This is a genomic window from Actinoalloteichus fjordicus (assembly GCF_001941625.1).
GTDB classification, from domain to species: Bacteria; Actinomycetota; Actinomycetes; order Mycobacteriales; family Pseudonocardiaceae; genus Actinoalloteichus_A; species Actinoalloteichus_A fjordicus.
The window spans coordinates 4,981,375-5,002,700 of sequence record NZ_CP016076.1; the positions used below are offsets into that span (position 1 = coordinate 4,981,375).

15 protein-coding genes are annotated in these 21,326 nt (G+C 70.6%); 9 read left to right on the forward strand and 6 right to left on the reverse strand.

Annotation, left to right across the window (positions count from 1 at the left end):
- The first annotated feature begins 56 nt into the window (after window positions 1-56).
- The 8 genes from UA74_RS21080 to UA74_RS21115 all read left to right on the forward strand — a co-directional run bounded on the left by UA74_RS21080 (window position 57) and on the right by UA74_RS21115 (window position 10,691).
- A complete protein-coding gene (locus UA74_RS21080) occupies window positions 57-1,370 on the forward strand; it encodes a glycosyltransferase (RefSeq protein ID WP_075741805.1) in 1,314 nt (437 codons plus the stop codon).
- A 719-nt stretch (window positions 1,371-2,089) separates the two neighbouring features.
- On the forward strand, window positions 2,090-3,454 hold the full coding sequence (locus UA74_RS34130; RefSeq protein ID WP_269466415.1) for an ROK family protein: 1,365 nt from the start codon (window positions 2,090-2,092) through the stop codon (window positions 3,452-3,454).
- Window positions 3,451-4,659, forward strand: a complete 1,209-nt coding sequence (locus tag UA74_RS21090; RefSeq protein ID WP_198042804.1) for an alcohol dehydrogenase catalytic domain-containing protein — start codon at window positions 3,451-3,453, stop codon at window positions 4,657-4,659. Before UA74_RS34130 ends, UA74_RS21090 begins: the two co-directional genes overlap by 4 nt.
- 17 nt (window positions 4,660-4,676) lie before the next feature.
- Window positions 4,677-5,444 (forward strand): SDR family NAD(P)-dependent oxidoreductase, encoded by a 768-nt coding sequence (locus UA74_RS21095; RefSeq protein ID WP_075741807.1) that lies wholly within the window; start codon window positions 4,677-4,679, stop codon window positions 5,442-5,444.
- Window positions 5,441-6,283, forward strand: coding sequence for a sugar phosphate isomerase/epimerase family protein (locus tag UA74_RS21100; RefSeq protein WP_198042805.1), 843 nt, complete (start codon window positions 5,441-5,443; stop codon window positions 6,281-6,283). Before UA74_RS21095 ends, UA74_RS21100 begins: the two co-directional genes overlap by 4 nt.
- Window positions 6,280-7,065, forward strand: coding sequence for an HAD-IA family hydrolase (locus UA74_RS21105; RefSeq protein WP_075765296.1), 786 nt, complete (start codon window positions 6,280-6,282; stop codon window positions 7,063-7,065). The genes UA74_RS21100 and UA74_RS21105 overlap by 4 nt, the downstream gene beginning before the upstream one ends.
- Before the next feature lie 382 nt (window positions 7,066-7,447).
- Window positions 7,448-8,758, forward strand: a complete 1,311-nt coding sequence (locus tag UA74_RS21110) for a sedoheptulose 7-phosphate cyclase (protein WP_083683444.1) — start codon at window positions 7,448-7,450, stop codon at window positions 8,756-8,758.
- 109 nt (window positions 8,759-8,867) lie between these two features.
- The gene (locus tag UA74_RS21115) at window positions 8,868-10,691 is read left to right on the forward strand and encodes a fused response regulator/phosphatase (RefSeq protein WP_157434353.1); all 1,824 of its coding nucleotides are present in this window, start codon (window positions 8,868-8,870) and stop codon (window positions 10,689-10,691) included.
- A gap of 216 nt (window positions 10,692-10,907) precedes the next feature.
- On the opposite strand, the gene UA74_RS21120 is transcribed toward UA74_RS21115, so the two are convergent.
- From UA74_RS21120 to UA74_RS21145, 6 genes are all read right to left on the reverse strand, one after another.
- Window positions 10,908-13,595 carry a glycoside hydrolase family 48 protein gene (locus tag UA74_RS21120; RefSeq protein WP_075741810.1) on the reverse strand — a complete coding sequence of 896 codons (2,688 nt, stop codon included), beginning with the start codon at window positions 13,593-13,595 and terminating at the stop codon, window positions 10,908-10,910.
- Window positions 13,596-13,896: 301 nt separating this feature from the next.
- Window positions 13,897-14,346: a hypothetical protein gene (locus tag UA74_RS21125; protein ID WP_157434354.1), complete on the reverse strand. Its 450-nt coding sequence runs from the start codon at window positions 14,344-14,346 to the stop codon at window positions 13,897-13,899.
- A gap of 550 nt (window positions 14,347-14,896) precedes the next feature.
- Window positions 14,897-16,354, reverse strand: coding sequence for a GH1 family beta-glucosidase (locus tag UA74_RS21130; protein WP_075741812.1), 1,458 nt, complete (start codon window positions 16,352-16,354; stop codon window positions 14,897-14,899).
- Entirely contained in the window at window positions 16,351-17,229 is an 879-nt protein-coding gene (locus UA74_RS21135; protein ID WP_075741813.1) for a carbohydrate ABC transporter permease, read from the reverse strand. The genes UA74_RS21130 and UA74_RS21135 overlap by 4 nt, the downstream gene beginning before the upstream one ends.
- A complete protein-coding gene (locus tag UA74_RS21140; RefSeq protein ID WP_075744056.1) occupies window positions 17,226-18,233 on the reverse strand; it encodes a carbohydrate ABC transporter permease in 1,008 nt (335 codons plus the stop codon). The genes UA74_RS21135 and UA74_RS21140 overlap by 4 nt, the downstream gene beginning before the upstream one ends.
- Window positions 18,234-18,337: 104 nt before the next feature.
- The gene (locus tag UA74_RS21145; RefSeq protein ID WP_075741814.1) at window positions 18,338-19,588 is read right to left on the reverse strand and encodes an ABC transporter substrate-binding protein; all 1,251 of its coding nucleotides are present in this window, start codon (window positions 19,586-19,588) and stop codon (window positions 18,338-18,340) included.
- Between the two features lie 545 nt (window positions 19,589-20,133).
- Between UA74_RS21145 and UA74_RS21150 the strand changes: the two genes are divergently transcribed.
- Window positions 20,134-21,168: a LacI family DNA-binding transcriptional regulator gene (locus UA74_RS21150; RefSeq protein ID WP_075741815.1), complete on the forward strand. Its 1,035-nt coding sequence runs from the start codon at window positions 20,134-20,136 to the stop codon at window positions 21,166-21,168.
- The last annotated feature ends 158 nt before the right edge of the window (window positions 21,169-21,326 follow it).

Here is a 21,326-nt window from a genome sequence, read left to right on the forward strand (position 1 = left end):
CGGGCCGGTCGGCCACGCCATCATGCGGCCCCGGCCGCCAGGAGATCGGAGAGTCGATGCCGACCCCAGTCTGGGAGATCCGACCCGGCGCCGATACGCCGAGGCTGCTGCACGTCAACGCGACGGCGACCGGCGGCGGTGTCGCGGAACTGCTGCGGGGCCTCGTCGAGGAGCAACGCGGCGAGGGGATCAATGCCGGTTGGGCGGTGATCGGCGGCACGGCCGAGTTCTACGCGATCACCAAGTACTTGCATCATCTCCTGCACGGCAGGGCCGTCCCGAACCGGATCGCCGATCCGGCGACCCTGCGGACCTACCGGGAGGTCCTGGTTCCACAGGCGGCCTGGTTCCGGAGTTCGCTCGGCATCGGCGACGTCGTGGTCCTGCACGATCCGCAGACGCTCGGCCTGGCTCCCGCGCTGCGTGCCACCGGCGCCCGAGTCGTCTGGCACTGCCACGTCGGCGCGGAGGTGCCCCCGGAACGGGGCCCCGCCGCCGTCTGGCAGGCGATGGCCCCCGAACTCGCCGCGATCGACGCGGTGGTGACGACCCTGCCCGCGTTCGCCCCGCCGACGGTGCCCGCCGGGAACCGATTCGTCATCCCGCCCGCGATCGACCCGAGCGCCCCGAAGAACCGGGCACTGACCGAGGCCGAGATCAGCAGCCTGCTCGACGGGATCGGGCTCACCGCGCCGTCGGGGCGCCGGGGACGGGCCGACATCGTCCAGGAGGGTGTGCTGCCCGCCGAAGCACGGGTCGTGCTCCAGGTCTCGCGATGGGACCCGCTGAAGGGCATCCCCGACGTGGTGCGCGCCGTCGAATGCCTGCCGCCGGATGTGCACCTCGTGGTGGCGGGGGCGGACCCTCGGGAGATCCCGGACGACCCGGAGGGCGCCGCCGTGCTGGCCGAGGTGCTCGACGTCCTCGCCGGACTGGCACCGGAAGATCGCGCCAGGGTCCACCTGATCAGCATCGCGCAGCAGCCTGCCGAGGTCAGTGCGCTGCTGGTCAACGCCCTGCAACGCCGGGCGGACGTGGTGGTGCAGAAGAGTGTGGCGGAGGGCTTCGGGCTCACCGTCACCGAGGCGATGATCAAGGGCCGCGCGGTGCTCGCCACCGAGGTCGGCGGGATACGACTGCAGATCACCGACGGGCGGGACGGCCTGCTCGTCGACGCGACCGATCACCAGGCCTTCGCGGCGGCGCTGCTGCGGCTGCTCGCCGATCCGGAGCTGAGGGTGCGGCTCGGCGAGAGCGCACGGCAACGGGTGCTCGACCACTACACGCTGCGCAGACTCGTCGCGGACTACCGAGGGGTCACCGGCCTTGCCGATGCGGCGGGCGATCTCCTCGACGGCGCGACGGCCTGACCCGTCGGCGCAGGCCGCGCCGGGACCACACCGGAGCCCCCGCGACCACGACGGCGACGCCGTCCCGGTGATCACGAGCGGCCTCTCGACGCCGATCACCTCCCCCGGGCACATCGGCCGCCGTCCCCGTGTCGTCGGTTCTCCGCCAGAGTCCGAGCGGCCCCCGGCAGCCCGGCGACACAGGCGGCGGAGACTCGCGACCGGGCCGGACAGCGGCGGAACCACGGCGCGGTCGCGGGCAGCCGTCGGGCGGCTCCCGCGAACGCGCCCCGTCCGGGCCGGGTGGCGATCGAGCCGCAGACCAGTAACGACGGCGGACGGCGGGCGATCCCTTTCCCGCGAAGATCGTCGATCCCGCGTCTCGCCGCGCCACGGATATCGATCCGGCGATTCCGTTCGCCGTGACGGGCGATCCCCTCGGCGGAGTCGCCGGGCTGTGCTCTCCCGTTCCTCCGCCGCCGCGGACCAGGGCCGAAGTCGACGGATCGACACGATCCCACCGGCCGCGAACGCGCAGCCACCACCGGGAACATCGCCGTCGACCTGACCGGAGGCGCGGGAGACGCCCGCATCCCGACACGTTCTCGGCGACGACGGCGGAATGATCGTCGGTGCCCGGTCGGCTCATTTCGTGGTCCTGCCGAAGCCGCCGACCCGAATTAGCATGCGTGATCGAGCGTGTACATCGTCACCGTACGGGGGTCCCTGCTGTGTCGAACGTGACCGCACGCCCGATCACGGTCTTCGACGTCGGCGGAACGCACCTGCGGCGGGCGAGCTGGACCGAGCGGCACGGTCTGGCCGAGATCCGGCGGACGCCGTCGCCGAGCCGTACTCGGCACCCCGGCGTGGCAGCGGCCGACCTTCGAACACGGTTGATCCGGGCGATAGCCGATCAGGTGCCGCCGGACGGCGTCGCAGGCGTCTCCCTGGGTGCGGCGCTGGACCATCACACGGGCACCGTCTACGCCTCGGCGCCGTTGTGGGGTGCGCACACCGACTCGTTCGACCTCCGGGCGGCGCTGCGCACCGCGCGCCCGGACGTGCGCTGGCATGTGCTGAACGACGTCACCGCCGCGCTGCTGCATCTCGCCTCGGGCCCGGCGGCCCGGGACTGCCGCAAGGTGCTGCTGACGACCGTCAGCACCGGGATCGCCTGTCGCATCCTCGATCGGCGGACCGGGGAGATCGCCGTCGACGGCTGCGGACTTCAAGGCGAGATCGGGCACCTGCCCTCGACCCTGCTCCTCGACGGCGTGCCGGTCGAGCTGACCTGCGACTGCGGTGTGGCCTGCCACCTGGCAGCCTTCTCCTCCGGCCCCGGCCTGCGCAGGCTCGCGGAGTTCCTGCACACCCGAGGGGCGAGGGCCGGGCGCGTGGTCGCGGCGCCAGGAGATCACCGGGCGGATCTCGTGCCCGGATCGGCACGATTCGCCGCAGGTGGCCCCTGGGCGACCGGCGACCGGCGGGCGGGGATCACGACAGCGGCTCAGGGGACGTCGGGCTTCGACGCGGCGACGGTCGAGGCGGCGGCGCACCTCGCGGCAGCGGACCACACCGGCTCACCACTCGCCGAGGCCGCCCGCACCCGGCCGGATCGCAGAGGGCCGGATCGCATGGGTCCGGGTCACAGCGGACCGAACCCCACCGGATCAGATCGCACGGAACCGGACCACACCGCACCAGCCCAGGACCAGGAGGCAGCCGCATTCGAGACCGCCCTGTCAGCCGCACTCGACGCGGGTGACCCCCTCGCCTCGGAACTGCTCGCGGCCGCCACCCGTCCCGTCGCCGACGTGGTGCGCACCGCCCTGTGCCTCGATCCGCAGCTCGACCTGGTGGCCTTCACCGGCGGCGTCGCGGTGGGCCTCGGCAGGCACTATCGGGCCGCGTTGCTCGCCCATCTCGCCGCCGAAGGGCTCTACATCACCGGCGAACGCGCCCCCCGCTGGATCGCCGACCGCATCCACGTCTGCCTGCCGACCGAGGCCGACGGCCTCGTCGGAGCGGGCCTCGCCGCGCTGGCAGCGGAGTCGGGCCGACCACTGCACCGGCTGCGAGACGGCGAGATGGTCCGGACGTGAACCGGGCAGCAGGCATCGATCCCGTCGCGACGAAGCCCGCCGCCGTCTCGATCAGCGGGACGGGCACCCATCGCGCGATCGTCCGCACCGCCACCGCCACCGCCCTCGCCGTCGCCGACCGACCGACGATCATCCCCGGCCCCGGCGAGCTCAGCATCGCGACCGAGGTGGCAGGCGTGTGCGGCACCGACATCCAGCTCCTTCGCGGTCTCCGTGCCGACCCGGCGACGGTGATCGGCCACGAGGGGATCGGCCGGATCGCGGCCGTCGGCGTCGGGACGGATCCCGAACTGACCGCCGGAACGCTGGTCGTGATCAACCCCACCCATCCGACGGAGCCGTCCTTCCTGCTCGGGCACAACATCGACGGCCTGTGGCAGGAACGCACCCTCGTCCCCGCGACGGCCGTGCGCGGCGGGCTGGTCCTGCCGTTGCCCGCCACCACCGATCCCGGGCTGGCGCCCCTGCTCGAGCCGCTCGCGGTGGCCGGTTATGCGTTGGAGGCGTTCGCCCCGTTCGACGTACGCACCCTGGTGATCATCGGGGATGGGACCGTCGGCCACCTCGCGGTCCGTGCGGCCCGCCGCAGGCTCGGCCCGGCGGTGCGCACGGTGCTCGTCCACCACACACCGGCGGGCCTGCGATTCAGCGAGGCGGGGAGGCATCGCGCCGACGTGCTGGTCGACCACGGGCGGCTCACCGATCTGCGGCCCGGTCCAGGCGGCGTCGCGGTGCTGTTGGCGACCCCGCGCGATGCCACGATCCGCGCGCTGGACGCCGTGCTCGCCATGCCGCTCGACGGCGGTCTCGTCATCGACGTCGTCGGCGGTCTGCCGCCGGGCACGCGGAGCGCCATGCTGCCCGGCGTCGACCTCGTGGCGCTACGGGCCGCCAACTGCGGCGGCCTGCCGGACCCGATCGCGATCGCGTCGGTGACCAGCGCGGCGGGACGACGAGTCCGCATCCTCGGACATCGCGGCGTCGCCAACCGCCACCTGCTCGACGCCGCGGCAGAGCTCGCCCGCGACCCGGAGCGCTATCGGGAGCTGGTGACGCACGAGACCGATCTCGACGGCGCCGTCGGCGTGCTGCGGCTGCTGGCCCGCTCGCGGAACCGCGTCGTCGACGGCAGGCGGCTCGTGAAGCTCGCCATCAGATTCACGGCGGGTCGGGTAGCGGGACGTCATCCGGACGTCCCACGGTGAGACGAAAGGACAGCCAGATGATCAGTCCGAACGAGAACCCGCTAGCCGGACGGCGTGCCGTCGTCATCGGCGGCTCCACCGGCATCGGGCGCGGCATCGCCGACGCCTGGGCCGCCGCAGGCGCCGAGGTGATCGTCGGCAGCCGCACCCGACCGATGGGGCCGGGATCGGAACTGCTGTCCTGGCAGCGGATCGATCTCACCGAGACCCGCGCCGCGCGCGAGCGCCTCGCCGCGCTGAGCGCGAGTCCGCTCGACGCGGTGTGCTTCTCCTCGATCTACTACGGCGAGCGCCGTGCCCTGTTCTGCGACGTCGGCGAACGGGAATGGCGGGAGCAGCTCGACGTCAACGTCACCGGGTTGTGGCTGACGCTGGCGGCCACCCTGCCTGCGCTGCGGGCGGCGGACCCCGGGCTCTTCGTGGGCGTGTCCTCCGAGGTCGTGTTCAACGCGGGCCCCGGCCGCTCCGGTTACACCGCGTCGAAGGCCGCGGCGAAGGCACTGCTGGACTCGGTGGCCAGGGAGGAGGACGCCGAGCGGGTCCGCATCGTGCAGGTCCTGCCTGCGGGCATGGTCGACAGCCCCGGCATCCGACGGCGCAGGCCTGCCGACTTCGACTACAGCGGATACATGCAGCCCTCGGACTTCGCGGGCGTGGCCCGGCAGCTCGCGGTCACCGCGGGCGCGGGCTACCACGGCGACAGCCTCGTGGTGAACGGCGACGGCGACTGGTGGTCGGCCTACGACCGGCTGCCGGTCTCGCAGAGCAGGCCGGTCTCGGCGTGAGTCCAGCGCGACGTCACCGCGACGGCTGCGCGGTCGGCCTGGTCGACTGGCGGCTTCCGGAGGCCGGCCCCGACGCGGTGCGGCGCGCGGGCGAGGTCGGGGTCGACGGCGTGCAACTCGACCTCGGCGGGCCGGGTCGCGGGCCGCGCCTGGACGCCCCCGGGCGCCTCGATGCCGTCCGGGATGCCGTCGAGGCAACGGGAGTCCGGGTGCTGGCCGTGGCAGGAAACCACCTCAACGACATCGGGCTCACCGCGCGGGCGGACAGCCACGACGCCACCCGAGTACGGCTGTTCTTCGAACGGCTGCTCGACGCCGCACAGGCCCTCGGTGCGCCACTGGCCTTCGCACCGAGCTTCGGGCGCAGCGTCATCGACGGTCCGGAGGCCTTCGCCCGCACGGCGGCGGTGCTGCGGGCGGCCGCGCGCGCGGCGGCGGAACGGGGCCTCCTGTTGGGCAGCGAGAACGTCCTCGGCGCGCACCAGGCGCGGCGGCTCGCCGAGGCCGTCGACTCCCCCGCGCTGCGACTGGTGCTCGACCCGGCGAACCTCGTCGCGGCGGGCCTGCACCCGATCGAACTGATCGGTGCGACCTCGGAGCTGCTCGCCGACCAGGTCCATCTCAAGCCCCCACCCGATGCGGGCCCGTCGGGTGCGGACCTCGACTCGACCATGGTGACCGAGACGCTGGTCGCCCTGCGGGAGCAGCACGTCCCCGTCCGAGTACTGGTGTCGGAGAACGACTACCGGGACGGCGACGCGGACCGTCTCGCCCGCGAGGTCGATCAGCTGCGACGGCGGGCAGCCTGGTTCGTCCCGAGCACGATCGAGACGACATGACGAACCGGTCAGAACCGCAGGAGACGACGACTCGGGCGGCGACGGACGCCGACCTCGGCCATGTCGTGTCCGCCCTCCTGATCGACATGGACGGGACGCTGGTCGACTCGACGGCCGTCGTGGAGCGGACCTGGCGCGACTTCGCCGAACGACACGGCCTGGACGTCGAACGGATCATCGCCGTCTCCCACGGCCGCCGCACGATCGAGACCGTCGCGATGTTCGCCCCCGACGGCGTCGACGTCGCGGCCGAGGCGCGGTGGATCGACATCGAGGAGACGGAGGACACCGAGGATGTCGTCGAGGTGCCGGGGGCGGGCGCACTGCTCGCCTCGCTGCCCGAGGGGAGCTGGGCGCTGGTGACCTCGGCGGGCCGACGGCTGGCCGAGCGCCGAATGGCCGCCGCCGGGCTCGGCCTGCCGTCGATCGTGATCACCTCGGAGGACGTCGCCTCGGGAAAGCCCAGCCCGGAGGGGTATCTCGTCGGCGCGCACCGGCTCGGGGTGCCCGCAGACTCGACACTCGTCTTCGAGGACGCCGAGGCGGGTGTCACCGCCTCGCTCGCCGCAGGCGCCCGCACGGTCGTGGTCGGCGCGCTGGACGCGCCGGTGACCGCAGGCCTGGATCGGGTGCCCGACCTGCGCGCCGTGCGGGTCGATCCGATGCCGGGCAGCGCGCTGCTGCGCGTGCGCCTCGGCTCGCGTCGCGGCACCGGCGGCCGGTCTGTCGGCCGGCGTCTCGTGGGGTCGGATGCCGATCTCGGGCCCGACGCCGTCCGATGAACGGCCCGGCTGGTGCCCGATGCTCGAGCCGGGACGGGCAGGCGGGCCAGGCCTGGGCCTCGTCGAATCGACTCCCGGACCACATCGCCTCGCGACTCTCCCCGGCGATGCCGGGCACTGCCTGCGGGGCTCGTGCCGCTCACGATGCCCGCGTCGGCGGACCCGGCGTCGGACGCCTCGCTGCCGCGTGGTGGGGAACCGCAACCGACCGGAACGGTCCCGGCGGGCCGGGGATGCCGGAGTTCACGGCTGCCGAGCGTCCACCCCGCCGCCGTCCACCGCCACCGCACGTCCACGCCACCGCATCGAGTCGGCCTCGGCGGCCGCGCCCCCGGCCGAGGCTCAGGCATCCCGTTCGCTCCGACTGGAGGTCGACAGCCCCATGAGCGTCTCTCCCGAACACATCAGACCGGGCCTCGCCACCGGCACCCACCACGACGACGCGGTGCCCTTCCCCCGGATCGAGGCCGATGGGCCGGTCGCGCACGGCGAGCGCGACTCGTGGCTGGTCCACGCACACCGGTCGGTCCGTTATGAGGTGCGCATCCGAGACCGGGTCTTCGACCTCGACCACACCGACGTCCTGGAGGCGGGCGGCCGAGGTGACGGCGGCAGTCCCCGCCGCTTCGTCGTGGTGGACGACGAGGTCGACCGGGTGCACGGGGAACGCATCCGCGGCTATCTCGATCACCACGGCGTCGACTACGCGATGACGGTCCTCGCGGCGAGCGAGGCGAGCAAGGAGTTCGACACCGCCGCCCGCGTGCTGGAGCGACTGGACGCCTTCGCCATCGCGCGCCGTTCGGAGCCGGTGATCATCATCGGCGGCGGCGTCCTGCTGGACGTCGCCGGGCTCGCCGCGAGCCTCTATCGGCGGGGCACCCCGTTCCTGCGGGTGCCGACGACGCTCATCGGACTGGTGGACGCCGGGATCGGCGTCAAGACCGGGGTGAACTTCAACGGACACAAGAATCGGCTCGGCACGTATGCACCGGCGGACCTCACGCTGCTCGACCGGACCTTCCTCGGCACGCTCGACCGCAGGCAGATCAGCAACGGGCTCGGCGAGATCCTGAAGATCGCGTTGATCAAGGACCTCGCGCTGTTCGAACTGCTGGAGCGCCACGGGGCGGCCCTGCTCGACGAGAGGTTCCAGGGACTCACTCCCGCAGGCGACGACGCCGCACGAACAGCGCTGCGCCGCGCCGTCGACGGCATGCTCGCGGAACTCACCCCGAACCTTTGGGAGGACGACCTCGAACGTCGGGTCGACTACGGCCACACGTTCAGTCCCACCCTGGAGATGAGTGCGCTGCCCGCCCTGCTGCACGGCGAGGCCGTCTGCGTCGACATGGCGCTGACCACGGTGCTCGCCTGCCGTCGTGGCCTGGTCACCGTCGCCGAGCGCGACCGGGTCCTCGCGATCATGCGGACGCTGGAACTGCCCTGCTTCCATCCGCTGCTCGACTCGGAGCTCCTCGTGCGCGCACTGGCCGACACGGTCCGCCATCGAGACGGCAGACAGCGGCTTCCGCTGCCGCTGGGGATCGGCGAGGTGTGCTTCGTCGACGACGTCACCGCCGAGGAGCTGGCGACCTCGGTCGAGATTCAGCGGGATCTCTGCGCACCGGCCCTGGTCGCAGGCAGGCTCGGCAGGCAGACCGAGGACGTCGAGACTTCAGGGCGTGGGTGAGTCGAGCCGCCCTTGCTAGGCTTGGAGGCCCTGATCGTGTCGGTTCGCGACGGACCGAGCCTGCACGTCGGGCAGCCGCGGCGCACTCGACCCTCGTGGAGGAACACGGATGACCTCCGACGGGCCGGGCCGACAGAATCCCTCCCCGCTCGCCACGCGCCCCCGCGAAGGCGATCCGATTCGCGGCGAATCGGCCGATCTGCTGCCACCCGCCTCGCCGCGTCCCGAGAAAGGCCCGTCGATGGCCGCAGCGGCCCGTCAGACCGTCGAGGACGACACCCGGGCCGGGATCATGGTGGTCGGCGAGTCGGTGACGAGGCACCGGGCGATCGCGAGGAGACTCGGGCAGGCGGGCCACCGGGTCGCCGAGGCACGAACCGGAGCGGACTGTCTGCGGCTGTTGGAGCAGCGGCGTTTCAGCCTGGTCGTCCTCGCCGTCGACCTGCCGGACATGAACAGCGCCGACATCCTCAATCGGATCAAGACCGACCCCTCCCACGGCGACACCGTGGTGATCCACGTGGCCTCGGAGGCCACCACCGGCGGCGAACGCGCGCAGGGCATGACCCGGGGCGTAGACGCCTATCTCGCCGAGCCCGTCGACCCCGACGAGCTGCTCGCCACCGTGGAGGCGGCCCTGCGGCGGGCGGGCGCCATGGCCGTCGCCGAAGGGCGACACTCCAGCGAACTCGCCCTCGCCGAGGAGCGCGTCGACCGACTCGGCGGCCTCACCCAGGCGATGGCGGCGATCAACTCGGCCACCGACTTCGACGGCGTGGTGGCGGCGGCCGCGCTCGGTCTGACCGCGATCTTCCCCGGTCGGGCCTCGGCACTGGCGCTGCGGCCGGACGGCTGGTGCAGGCTGGCAGTCGTCGACGGCGCCGGGGGCGCGGTCACCACCCGTATCGTGCCGTCGGACCTCCTGGAACGACTCGGCGATCACGCCGAGCAGGCTGCCGAGGACATCGCGACCGTCGTGCTGGACGGCGCGACGTGGTCGGCAGAGGTGCCCTCCACTCCCACCGAGGACGACACGCGGGTGATGCTCTGCCAGTGGCAGCCCGACGGCCCCCCGGTGTGCCTGGCGATCACGGCGGTCCGGGGTCACGGCATCGAGGAGCAGGAGCTGTTGTGGCAGCTCGGCAGGACCTTCGCCCTCGCCGTCGGCGGGCTGCGCTCCTTCGCGGCGGAGCACAGCCTCGCGCTGACCCTGCAGCGCAGTCTGCTGCCCACGCTGCTGCCCCGGCGGCCTGACTTCGACATGGCGGTGCGCTATGTGCCCGCCACCAGCAACGCCGAGATCGGCGGCGACTTCTACGAGGTCACCGAGCGAGGCTCCGAGCTGCTCGTCGCGATCGGCGACGTCACCGGCCACTCGATCAAGGCGGCCACGATCATGGGCGAGGTGCGCCACGCCCTGCGGGCCTTCGCCGTCGAGGGTCATCCGCCGGATGTGATCCTCGAGCTGCTCAACCGGATGATGCTGAAGTACCACCCCGACTTCTGCGTCACCATGTGTCTGCTGCTCATCGACACGGAGACCGGCGAGACCGCGGTCGCCAACGCCGGACACATCCCGCCGCTGCTCGTCGACGCGGACGGCGCCAGGTTCGCGCCGGTCAGCGGCCCGCTGTTGGGAATCGCCCTGGACCGCCCCGGCTCGACGAGCGTGCGCATCCCGGTGGGCACGACGGTGATCCTGCTGACCGACGGCCTGGTCGAGGACCGGGTCACCGATCTCGACGAGGCGATGGCCGCGTTGGCGGAGGCGGCCGCCTCCGCCGCCGAGAGCGAGGACCTCGACGACCTCTGCGAACATCTGATCACGGAGTTCGGCACCGGCAAGGACGACGACATCGCCCTGTTGGCGCTGCGGCGCACCGGGGAGACCGCACCGGACCCGGCCGACGGGGCACCCGAGCGCCGAGGCTGAGCGGCGGAGCGGCGGCTCGGGCCGACTGCGGAGGGCGCGGCCGGGCAGGCCTCGACTGCACCGAGGCGAGGGCGTGGAACGAGCCCGCCCCCGCACAGCAGGCCACACCGCGCAGCGCACGGAAACCGGCCCCGCACATGGCGCGGAGTGCGGGGCCGGTCCTTTCCCTCGGCTCGGCCGTCACCCGTCGGCCGCACCGAAGTCGCTCACCTCACCTCATTCGGCGGCGCCGAACAGCTCGGCGTGCAGCGCGAAGGCCGTGGCGATCTCGGCCTGCGCCCAGAATCGGTGATAGGTGAAGGTCGGCGCGTCGCCGCCGTCCAGGTAGGCCTGCACCTGCGGCCAGTCCGGGTCGTCCTCGTAGAAGGACCGGATCGAGCCGAAGGTGGCGTCCGAGTCGATCACGTCGCCGTTGGGCATGGCGCCCGTCCAACCCTCCGGGACGTAGAGGCCCTGGTCGGTGCCCGCGTCGTAGGCGTCGTCGAAACGCTGGTAGTCGGTGCGGGTCTCCGGGACCGAGATGCCGATGTCGGTCTCGTTGGCCAGCAGCGCGTCGAGCAGTGCCTCGCCGGTCGCCCGTGCCTCGGCGTCGCCGGACTCCGCCGCGTAGTGCAGCAGGGTCTTGACGTAGGAGGCGGTGACGCCGACGTCCTGGGTGTGGTTGAGAACCTCGACGCTCAGCCCGGAGTTGTCGCCGGGGTTGTCGGGGTTCCAGTCGTCGGGCTGACCGCTCCAGTCGAGATCGGACGGGACGGCGAAGTCGCCGCCGGTGCCCACCTCGGTGTTCGCGATGGCCCAGTCGACCCAGTTGGCGACGATCTCACCGGCGCGCTCGTCACCGGTGACGTCGTAGAGCTGGGCGATGCGCTCCATGCCCCAGGCCTGGAAGCCGAACCACCGGTTGCTCGGCGGGTCGTTCCAGACCGGCTGCCAGTCGTAGTACATCCCGTAGAAGGTGGCGCTGTTCGCGGGCGGCTCGGCGTACCGGCCCTCCCAGTTGTTCGTCGCGCCGCCCGCGATGCCGCCCTCGGGAGCCTGCAGCCACTGGATGAACTCCAGCTGCCGGTCCAGGCTCTGGGCCCAGTCCTGCTGAGCGCTCGGCGACTGCGGGGCCATGCCGTCGGCCTCGGACAACGCCCAGGCCGCCATGGGGTTCTGGTAGCCCTGGTGCACGCCGGAGCCGCCGATGCGGAACGACCACGGGTACTCCGCACTGGCCAGCGCGCCGCCCCAGGAGTAGTACCAGGACAGCAGGTAGTGGGAGCTGTTCTTCCCGCTGCCCGCCGGGCAGGTGATCGGGTCGGTGCAGTCGCCGATCTCCTTGAAGTACTTGTCGTACATCGAGTACCGGAGGTAGTCGCCCATCTTCACCGCGTCGGCGACCGTGTCGGCGACGGCGTCGCCCTGGCCCTGCGCCTCGGCCCAGGACTTCGCCAGGTAGGCCACCTGCACCACGCGGGCGTCGGCGTCCGGGGCGGCGGTGTAGCGCCACTGCTCGGAGTACTGCTCGTCGCCGGTGAACAGGTCGAGGTAGCCGTTCTCCCCGCCGAAGTCGAACGTCTCGCAGGAGGGGTGCGGCACCGTCTCCCAGACCGACTCGTTGGAGCCGCGCTGGTAGGAGTTCATGAAGACCGGCTCGTCACTGCTGCCGTCACCACAGAAGCCGAAGCCGTAGACGTTGTCGACGTCCAGCAGCCATGCCATCCCGTAGACGTCGGAGTCGCCGTAGGTGGAGGTCAGCTCGGCACCGAGCGGATCCTCGCCGACGGGCACGTCCGCGTCCAGCGGGGAGGGATAGTCGCGGGGCGTCGGCGACTCGCCCGCGTAGGTCGCCGGGGAGCTCGGGTCGTAGGCCGCGTTCGTCGGCTGGTCCTCGGAGCCGGGGACGATGAACGTCTCCAACGACTCCCAGGCCCGATTGAACGGCTCCCAGTCCTCGGTGATCCTCGCGTAGGCCGCCTCCAGCCACAGGTAGTAGCTGTAGGCCTCCGAAGTGGTCTGATGCCCGTGGTCCGGAGCCTCGACGATCAACGTCTCGACCGAGTGATACGGCACCAGCAGCCCGCCGACGTCGCGGAAGTATCCGCTGGCCGGGTCCTTGATCTTCTCGTACTGCTCAAGGAAGGCTGCCTCGTAGTCGGACTGTGCCGCGCCGATCTCGCGCACGACGATCACGGCCGGGGCATAGCCGTCGGCGGTCGCGGTGAAGGTCGCGGTGCCGGGGGCGGCGTCGGAGTCCGCCGAGGTGACGGTGACGGGCCTGCCGGTGTTCCAGTTGCCGGGGCCGAAGCTCAGCGAGGACGATCCCAGCGACAGGTTCGCCGTGCCCGAGGTCCGAGTCAGCTGGACGTTCACGTTGTTCTGCGGCGCTGCGGCCAGCGACAGCGCGAAGGACGCCGACTCGCCCTGCCGGACCGACAGCGAGGAGCGGCTGCTGACGATCGTTCGCTCGTCCACGGGCGGCTCGCCGAGATCACCACAGGTGGCGCCGTTGACGGCGAAGTCGACGGGCGCGGTGTTGGTGCTCGCCTTCGAGGCGTTGAAGCCGAAGGTCGCCGAAGCGCCGGGCGCCACGGTGCCGTTCCAGGACACGTTGCGGGCGGTCACCACCGCGCCGGACTGGGTGATCTGGCTGTTCCAGCCCTGGGTCACCCGCTGGCCGTCGGGGTAGGTCCAGGTCAGCGACCAGCCGTTGAGTGGGGTGCTGCCCTCGTTGGTGAGCGAGACCTCGGCGCCGAAGCCGCTGTTCCACTCGTTGGTGATCTGATAGTCGACGCTGCACTGCACGTTCTGCGCGGCTCCGGCGGGCGCCGTGATCGGCACGATCACGGCGGCCAGCAGCGTCGCCGCCGCAGCCGCGGGCAGTGGTCTCTTCGACCACCGCGTCAACCTGTCGGATCTCATGGTCTCCTCGTTTCTGCGCTACAGAGTTCCGCATGGCCTGGTGGGGAGACACCGCGGTCGAGCCGTGGTCCGCCCACTACCGATCGGGTTCGGCAGGCGACCCGGTGAACGAACCGGGGCTCGTTCACCGGGTCCGCCGCTGTCCGCATGTCTGGAAGCCGGGACGGACAGTGTTCCTTCGCTGAAAAGGGGCATCACCTCCGTTCGAGTGGACACGGCAGGGGCCGGTGCGGGACGCCATTGGGAGCGCGGTCGCGTCCCGCACCGGGGTCTTGCAGGGGAGGTTCGCCGAGCGAGGAGTTCAGTCGGCGGGTGTCGACCCCAGCCGTCGTCTGCCGGTGGTGGCACCGGGCAGACCGAGCAGGCGGGGACGGAGGCGACGAAGACCGTCGAGGTCGACGCCGACGTCCACGCCGATCTCGGCGTCGATCAGCAGGCCGAGCGTCGCCTCGACTCGGCGCCGCCCGCCGAGGAGGAGCAGGGGTCCGTCGCGCCGCGCCTGCCTGGTCGCCGAGTCGCGGTCGGACGGCGCCGGGCGTCTGCGCAGGTTCAGTCGCTCGTCGACGGGGAGCGCCGTCTCAGACGGCCGGTCGTCGCACCAGGGCGTCCCAGGGCCGTTCCCGAGGGCCTGGCGGGGGGCGGGTGCAGGTCGGGCGCCCGCCTGTCCACCCGCCGCGCCCGCCAGGGTGGTGGCGGTCGTAACCCGCACACCCGCCGGTGACGTCGGGGTTCGTAACACGCCGTCTCGCACGGCTGCCTCCTCGTCGAAGCACGAACCAGAGTCGATTCTCACCGGTTCTCGCAACGTGATGTCGCTTACCTGTGAGCGCTCCCAAATGAAGGGTAGCCAGCGCGAAATACAAAGTAAAGACTTGGCTGCTTTTCCCGACCTTCAGCAGTGTCCATTCCACCGAATGCCGTCGAGAAACCTCCGACGAACGGCCCAGTCGCGACGGGAAGGCCGCATTCGACCCTCGAATTCGACCATCCTATTCGATGATTCGCCGCCCTGAAATTTCCCGAGAAAAGCTCGATGGGAGCGCTCCCGCATTCCCCGTCACACGGCGGTCCTGCCGTATCGGCGCGGCCGTGCATCCGGAGGTCGTTCCATCCCCGCGTCAGACCGACGACGAGCGTGCCGGTGTGAGCGGATCGCTCACACCGGCACGGAACTGCACAGACGCCTCTCAGAGCCTGTCTTTAATCCCCACTTTCCTGTTGCGACGGAGGAGGATCAAAGACAGGCTCTCAGAGCTCGAGCAGGCGCCGGAAGGCGAGCCGCCGCAGCGGCGGCCGGGAACTCACTGCTCGTCCGTCGCCTGCACGGCAGGCACCGCGTTCTCCTGCATCACGGCGGACAGCCACTTGGCCGAGTTCTTCGGCGTTCGCACCTGCGTCTGGTAATCCACATGCACCAGACCGAAGCGCTTCGAATAACCCCACGCCCATTCGAAGTTGTCCAACAGGGACCAGCAGAAGTAGCCCCGTAGATCAACGCCTGCGTCGATGGCGGCCAGCGCCGCCCGCAGGTGGCCGTCCAGGTATTCGATGCGATCCTGATCGTCGATCTCACCGGCGTCGTTGATCACGTCCGGGCAGGCCGCGCCGTTCTCGTTCACATAGATCGCGCTGACCGCGTATTCCTCGTGCAGCCTGCGCAGGACCCTGGTGAGTCCGTCCGGGATCACCTCCCAGCCCATGTCGGTCACCGGCAGGCCCGCGTCGGCGAAGCGCAGCTCGCCCGCGCCGACCCAGGCCGAACCGGCAGGAGTGTGCGGCGCCGAGTTCTCCGCGTTCGCCGTGTCCGCCCCCACCAGGTGGTGGGTGTAGTAGTTCACCCCGAACATGTTCAACGGTGCCGCGATCGTCGCCATGTCGCCGTCCTGAATCCGCTCGGCGAGCGCGAACGGGGCCAGGTCCGCCACCACGTCGTCCGGATACTGACCACGCAGCAGCGGGTCGAGGAAGACGCGGTTCTGGAGGCCGTCCACCCGGCGGGCCGCGTCGACGTCGGCCGGGTCGGCCGGATTGATCGGGTCGACCGGATACAGGTTCAGCGTGATGCCCAGCTGAGCCTTGGGGTCGCGGGCACGGATCGCCGAGACCGCGAGGCCGTGTCCCAGCAGCAGGTGATGCACGGCGGCCACGGCAGCGGAGGGCTCCTGCCTGCCCGGCGCGTGCACCCCGGCCGAATAGCCCAGCAGCGAGGTGCAGTACGGCTCGTTGAGCGTGGTCCAGTGCTCGACCCGGTCACCGAGTGCGGCGTGCACCGTGTCGGCGAACTCGGCGAACCGATACGCCGTCGACCGCTCCGCCCAGCCGCCCCGGTCCTCCAGGGTCTGCGGCAGATCCCAGTGATAGAGCGTCAGCCAGGGCGTGATGTCGTTGGCGAGCAGCTCGTCGACCAGCCTGCGGTAGAAGTCCAGGCCCGCCTCGTTGACCGCGCCGCCGTCCGGTCGGACCCGAGGCCAGGCCACCGAGAACCGGTAGGCCTTGAAGCCGAGGTCCCGCATCAACGCGACGTCCTGCGGCATCCGGTGGTAGTGATCGACGGCCGGGTCTCCGGTGTCGCCGTTGAGCACCCGGCCGGGCGTGCGACTGAACGTGTCCCAGATGGAGTCGGTGCGGCCGTCCTCCGTGGTGGCGCCCTCGATCTGGAAGGCCGCCGTGGAGGAGCCCCACAGGAAGTCGGCGGGAAAACTCCGCTGCCGTGTCGCCGAGATCTCCTCGGCCTGCCCGTTCACCTCGTATGTCGTCATCCCTTGACAGCTCCCTGCATGATTCCGGAGACGATCTGCTTCCCGAGAACGATGAAGATGAACAGGATCGGCAGAGTCGCCAGCGTGGTACCCGCCAGGACCAGCGAGTAGTCGACCGAGTAGCCGCTCTGAAGCTGTTCCAGGGCGAGCTGGATGGTCGGGTTCGAGGGGTCGAGGACCACCAGCGGCCAGAGGAAGTCGTTCCACGAGGTCATGAACGTGAACAGGGCCAGAATCGCCGCAGCAGGGCGGGCGGCGGGCAGCACCACGTGCCAGAAGGTGCGGATCATGCTGCACCCGTCCACTCTGGCCGCCTCCAACAGCTCGGTCGGCACGGCGGCGATCAGGTACTGCCGCATCCAGAACACGCCGAGCGCGGTCACCAGGTTGGGCAGGATCACCGCGACCAGTTCGCCGGCCATCTCGAGTTCGGCCATCGCCATGAACATCGGGATGACGCCGAGCTGCGTCGGCACCAGCAGCGTCGCGATGACGAAGGCGAACAGGGCGTTGTTGCCCCTGAACTGCAGCTTGGCGAACGCATAGCCCGCCAGCGTGCCGAAGAAGACGACCGACACGGTGACGATGGCGCCCACGAGGAAACTGTTGCCCAGCGCCAGCCAGAACGGCGCGGTGTCGAACACCCGCGCCGCGTTGGCGAAGAAGTTCCCGCCCGGCCACATCGGCGGGAGCTGCTCCGCGGTGAAGGAGCTGTCCCGGCTGGCCACCAGGAACGACCAGTACAGCGGGAAGGCCGAGCCGAGGATGAAGGCGATGAGCAGCCCGTAGGTCAGGAATCCCGGTTTGCCGATGATCGACCCGGGGTCCTGCCCTCGTCGCCTGCGCGCCGGCTTCGGCGCACTCAGGACGCTCATCGTGGACCCTCCGTACTCGATATGCGGCGCGTGAGCCAGAAGTTGATCAAAGCGAAGATCACGATCACCAGGAAGAGCACCCAGGCGGTCGCCGACGCGTAGCCGAGATCGAAGTTCTCGAAGCCCTGCTGATACATGAACAGCGTGACGGTCTGGAACTGGCCGGTCGAACCACCGTTGTTGGAACCGGGGACGACGGCGAACAGCTTGGGCTCGGTGAAGATCTGGAGACCGCCGACCGTCGCGGTGATCACCACGAAGATCATCGTGGGTCGCAGCATCGGCAGGGTCACGCTGACGAAGCGTCGCCAGCGACCGGCCCCGTCCACCGTGGCGGCCTCGTAGAGGTCGCGGGGAATGGCCTGCATCGCGGCGAGGATGATCAACGCGTTGTATCCGGCCCACCGCCAGTTGACCATGCTGGCAATGGCGACGTGACTGGCGAACCGGTCGGAGTGCCAGTTGATCGGGTCGATGCCGACCAGTCCCAGCAACCCGTTGATCAGGCCGTACTCGCTGTTGAACAGGTTGCCGAAGATGATGCCGAGCGCCACCAGGCTGGCCACGTAGGGCAGCAGGAGCCCGACCCGGAAGAGGGTTCGAGCCCGCAGGTGCGCATCCAGCAGCACGGCGAACAGCAGGGCCATCGCCAGCTGCGGGGCGGTGGAGAGGATGAAGATGCTGATCGTGTTGACCATGGCCTGCCAGAACCTGGCATCGCCCATCAACGCGACGTAGTTGTCGAGCCCGATGAAGACGGGGTCGTCGGCGACCAGGCTCCAGTCGAACAGCGAGACGTAACTCGTGTAGAGCAGTGGGAACAGGCCCACGATGGCGAAGATGACGAAGAACGGCGCGATGTAGAGGTACGGCGAGTAGCGAACGTCCCAGCGGTTGAGCCGATCCCGCAGGCTCTGCCGCCCGCCACCACCGGGTGATGCTGCCGGGTCGCCGTCCGCACCTCGGCCCTCCGAGTCCGTCGACCCGGATGTTCCGACGGTCAGGCTGGACACTCCCCCTCCTTCATGGGGTTCCGGCACGACCGCGGACGCTCGCCGAAGATCACTTCGGCGAGGCCCGCGGCCGGCCTGATGGGGTTCGTCTTCGGTCAGCCTGCGAGGTTCTCCGCGCCGCTGACGACGGCGTCCCACGCCTCGTCCGGACTGGCGGTGCCCTCCTCGACCGAGGTCAACGCGGGCGTGAGCACGTTGGTCTGAATCTGACCGTCACGCGGACCCTTGAACTGCGCGGGTCCGACGGCCGCCGCCTGCTCGGCGTACAACGCGCCGGTCTCGACGTCGAAGTACTCGTTCGTCAGCGCGAGCAGCTCATCGGACTCCAACGCCTCCACCTGGCTCGGGAAGGGGCCGGAGGCGACGAAGGCCCTGGTCTGCTGCTCGGGCGCGGTCAGCCACGCGGCCAGCGCAGCGGCCTCCTCGGGGTGATCGCTCTGGGTGGGCACGGTCAGCCAGGTGCCGCCCCAGTTGCCGCCGCCCTCCGGGAAGCCCTCGGCGACCCGCCAGACCTTGTCCTCGCCCGCGAGACCCTCGATCTGGCCGAGCATCCACGGCGGGCAGGTCTTGGTCGCGAACGCGTCGTCGCCGAAACTGGTGTCCCACGCGGGGCTGAAGGCCTCCAGGCCCGCGGACTGGCCCCCCTCGACCGCCGCGACGACCTGATCCCAGTTGTCCTTGATAGCGGTGTTCGACTCGATCACCACGTTGCTGTCGGTGTCGTAGTAGCCGGTCTCCAACTGGTTGTGCATGGCGTTGAAGACCTGGGCACCGGTGTCGAACCAGGCGGAGTCCTGGTTCGCCGCGACGAACTCGTCACCGGCGGCGAAGTAGGAGTCCCACGTCGCGAACAGCTCGCCGACCTCGGCGGGGTCGCTGGGCAGGCCCGCGTCCTCCAGTAAGTCGGCGCGGTAGCACATGGCCAGCGGACCGATGTCGGTCCCGTAGCCGATGAGCTTGCCATCGGGGGTCACGCCTGCCTCGTACTTCCAGTCCAGCCAGCGGTCCGGGCTCACGTCGTCCGGTCCGATCTCGGCCAGGTCGTTGAACCGGCCGGACGCCTCCATCGCCTGCGCCATGTAGCCCTCTTCGACGGCCTCGACGTCGGCCAGACCGGAGCCCGCGTTGATCCTGGTGAACAGGCTCTGATGGTGGGACTCGGCGGCGCCGGTCTTGCGGTGGGTGACGGTGATGCCGGGATTGGCCTCCTCGTACTCCTCCAGCAGCTCCTCGTAGCCCATCTCGTTGAACGTCGCCACCACGAGCTCGATGTCGCCGTCCTCCCCGCCGCCACCACAGGCGGACAGGGTCAGGGCGGCGGTGAGACCTATCGGCAGGGCGAGCATTCTCCGTCTCGGATGACGCACGTCGACTCCTCATCGGTGGTACTGGCTCGGGAAGGGCTCGGACCGAGCCCGCTGAACAGCGAAAGAACCTGTGAGCGCTCCCAAATTCTTGGGCAACAGTGTCGAAGGCCACAGTAGCGAAGTCAAGGGGACGTTTCCATGGTGTTACCTGAGACATCGGGGCCCACAGCGGACATCGAGGGCATTTTTCGCTTCTGACCTGTACTTACTCGATTCCGAGGATGGTGCGACGATGCCGTCGCCATGTTGCCGAACTCCCGGCACGCCCGACTCACGCCACGACGGCCCCGCACTCGCATATGGGAACGCTCCCAGAGATTTCTCGTCCCCCTGAACAGCGCCGACGGTCAAACCAGGAACCCGACCAGGTACTTTGGACGCGAGTGCGGGGAAAGAACCGACGATGTCCTACCATCAGGGGCCGGGAGCGCTCCCAACACTGGGGGAGGCGTGTGCATCGTGTGCGGTTCGACCAGGTCCGGACACGAGCTCCCTCCTCGCCACAGTACGGAGGTGTTCAGACAGTGGCCGAAGCCAACCACGGAAACGGAGCGGGCAGGCCCACCTTGGAGCAGGTGGCCGCCGCCGCCGGCGTCTCACGCGGCACCGTCTCGCGGGTGGTGAACGGCTCTCCCCAGGTCAGCGAATCGGCCAGGGCCGCTGTACTCCAGGCGGTGCACGAGCTGGGCTACGTACCGAACCGCGCGGCCCGCAGTCTCGCGAGCCGACGGGCCGACTCCGTCGCCTTCGTCGTCTCCGAACCGGAGACGAGGGTCTTCGGCGAACCGTTCTTCGCGAGCCTGCTGCGCGGCGCGAGTCGCGAACTGTCCAACAGCGGACTCCAGCTCGTCCTGGTCATGTCCTGGACCGCCCGCGAGCACGCTCAGGTGGAGCAGTACGTGCACAACGGGCACGTCGACGGGCTGATGCTCGTCTCGGTGCACGGCGACGATCCGCTGCCCGCCAGGCTCTCCTCCGGCGGCATCCCCGTCGTGATGGCGGGCAGACCGCACGTCACCACGCCCGAGATCCCCTACGTCGACTCCGACAACGTCGGCGGGGCGCGCAGCGCGACCAACTACCTCTACGACCAGGGGCGTCGCCGGATCGCGACGATCACCGGGCCGCAGGACATGTCGGTCGGCGTGGACCGACTGGCCGGTTACCGCTCGGCCCTGCGCGGTCGCCGAGGCGTGCCGAGAGACCTCTACGCCATCGGAGACTTCGGTCGGGAGAGCGGCGAGCGGGCGATGCGCCAGCTCCTGGAGCGTGAGCCCGCCCTGGACGCCGTGTTCGCGGCCAGCGACCTCATGGCCGCAGGCGCGCTCATCGCCCTGCGTGCGATGGGACGCCGGGTGCCGGAGGACGTGGCCGTGATCGGCTTCGACGACTCCGAGGTCGCCGGGCACACCGATCCGCCGTTGAGCTCGGTTCGCCAGCCCGTGGAGTTCATGGGCCGCGAGATGGCGCGAATGCTGCGCGCCATGATCGAGGGCGGTGACCGCAAGGTCGCGCCGCTGATCCTGCCCACGGAGCTGGTGCTGCGCGGCTCGACCTGAGTCGCTGTCGGCGTGACAACCGGCCTCCTCTGTCATCGACAGTCTCGCCTCTCGCAGGCCGTTGCATCGGAGCATGGTCGCGGCCGGGTCCGGAAGCGGTCGGCGATGTCGGCCATGACACGCCGGTCCCTCCCGCGTGCGACACGGGAGGGCACCTC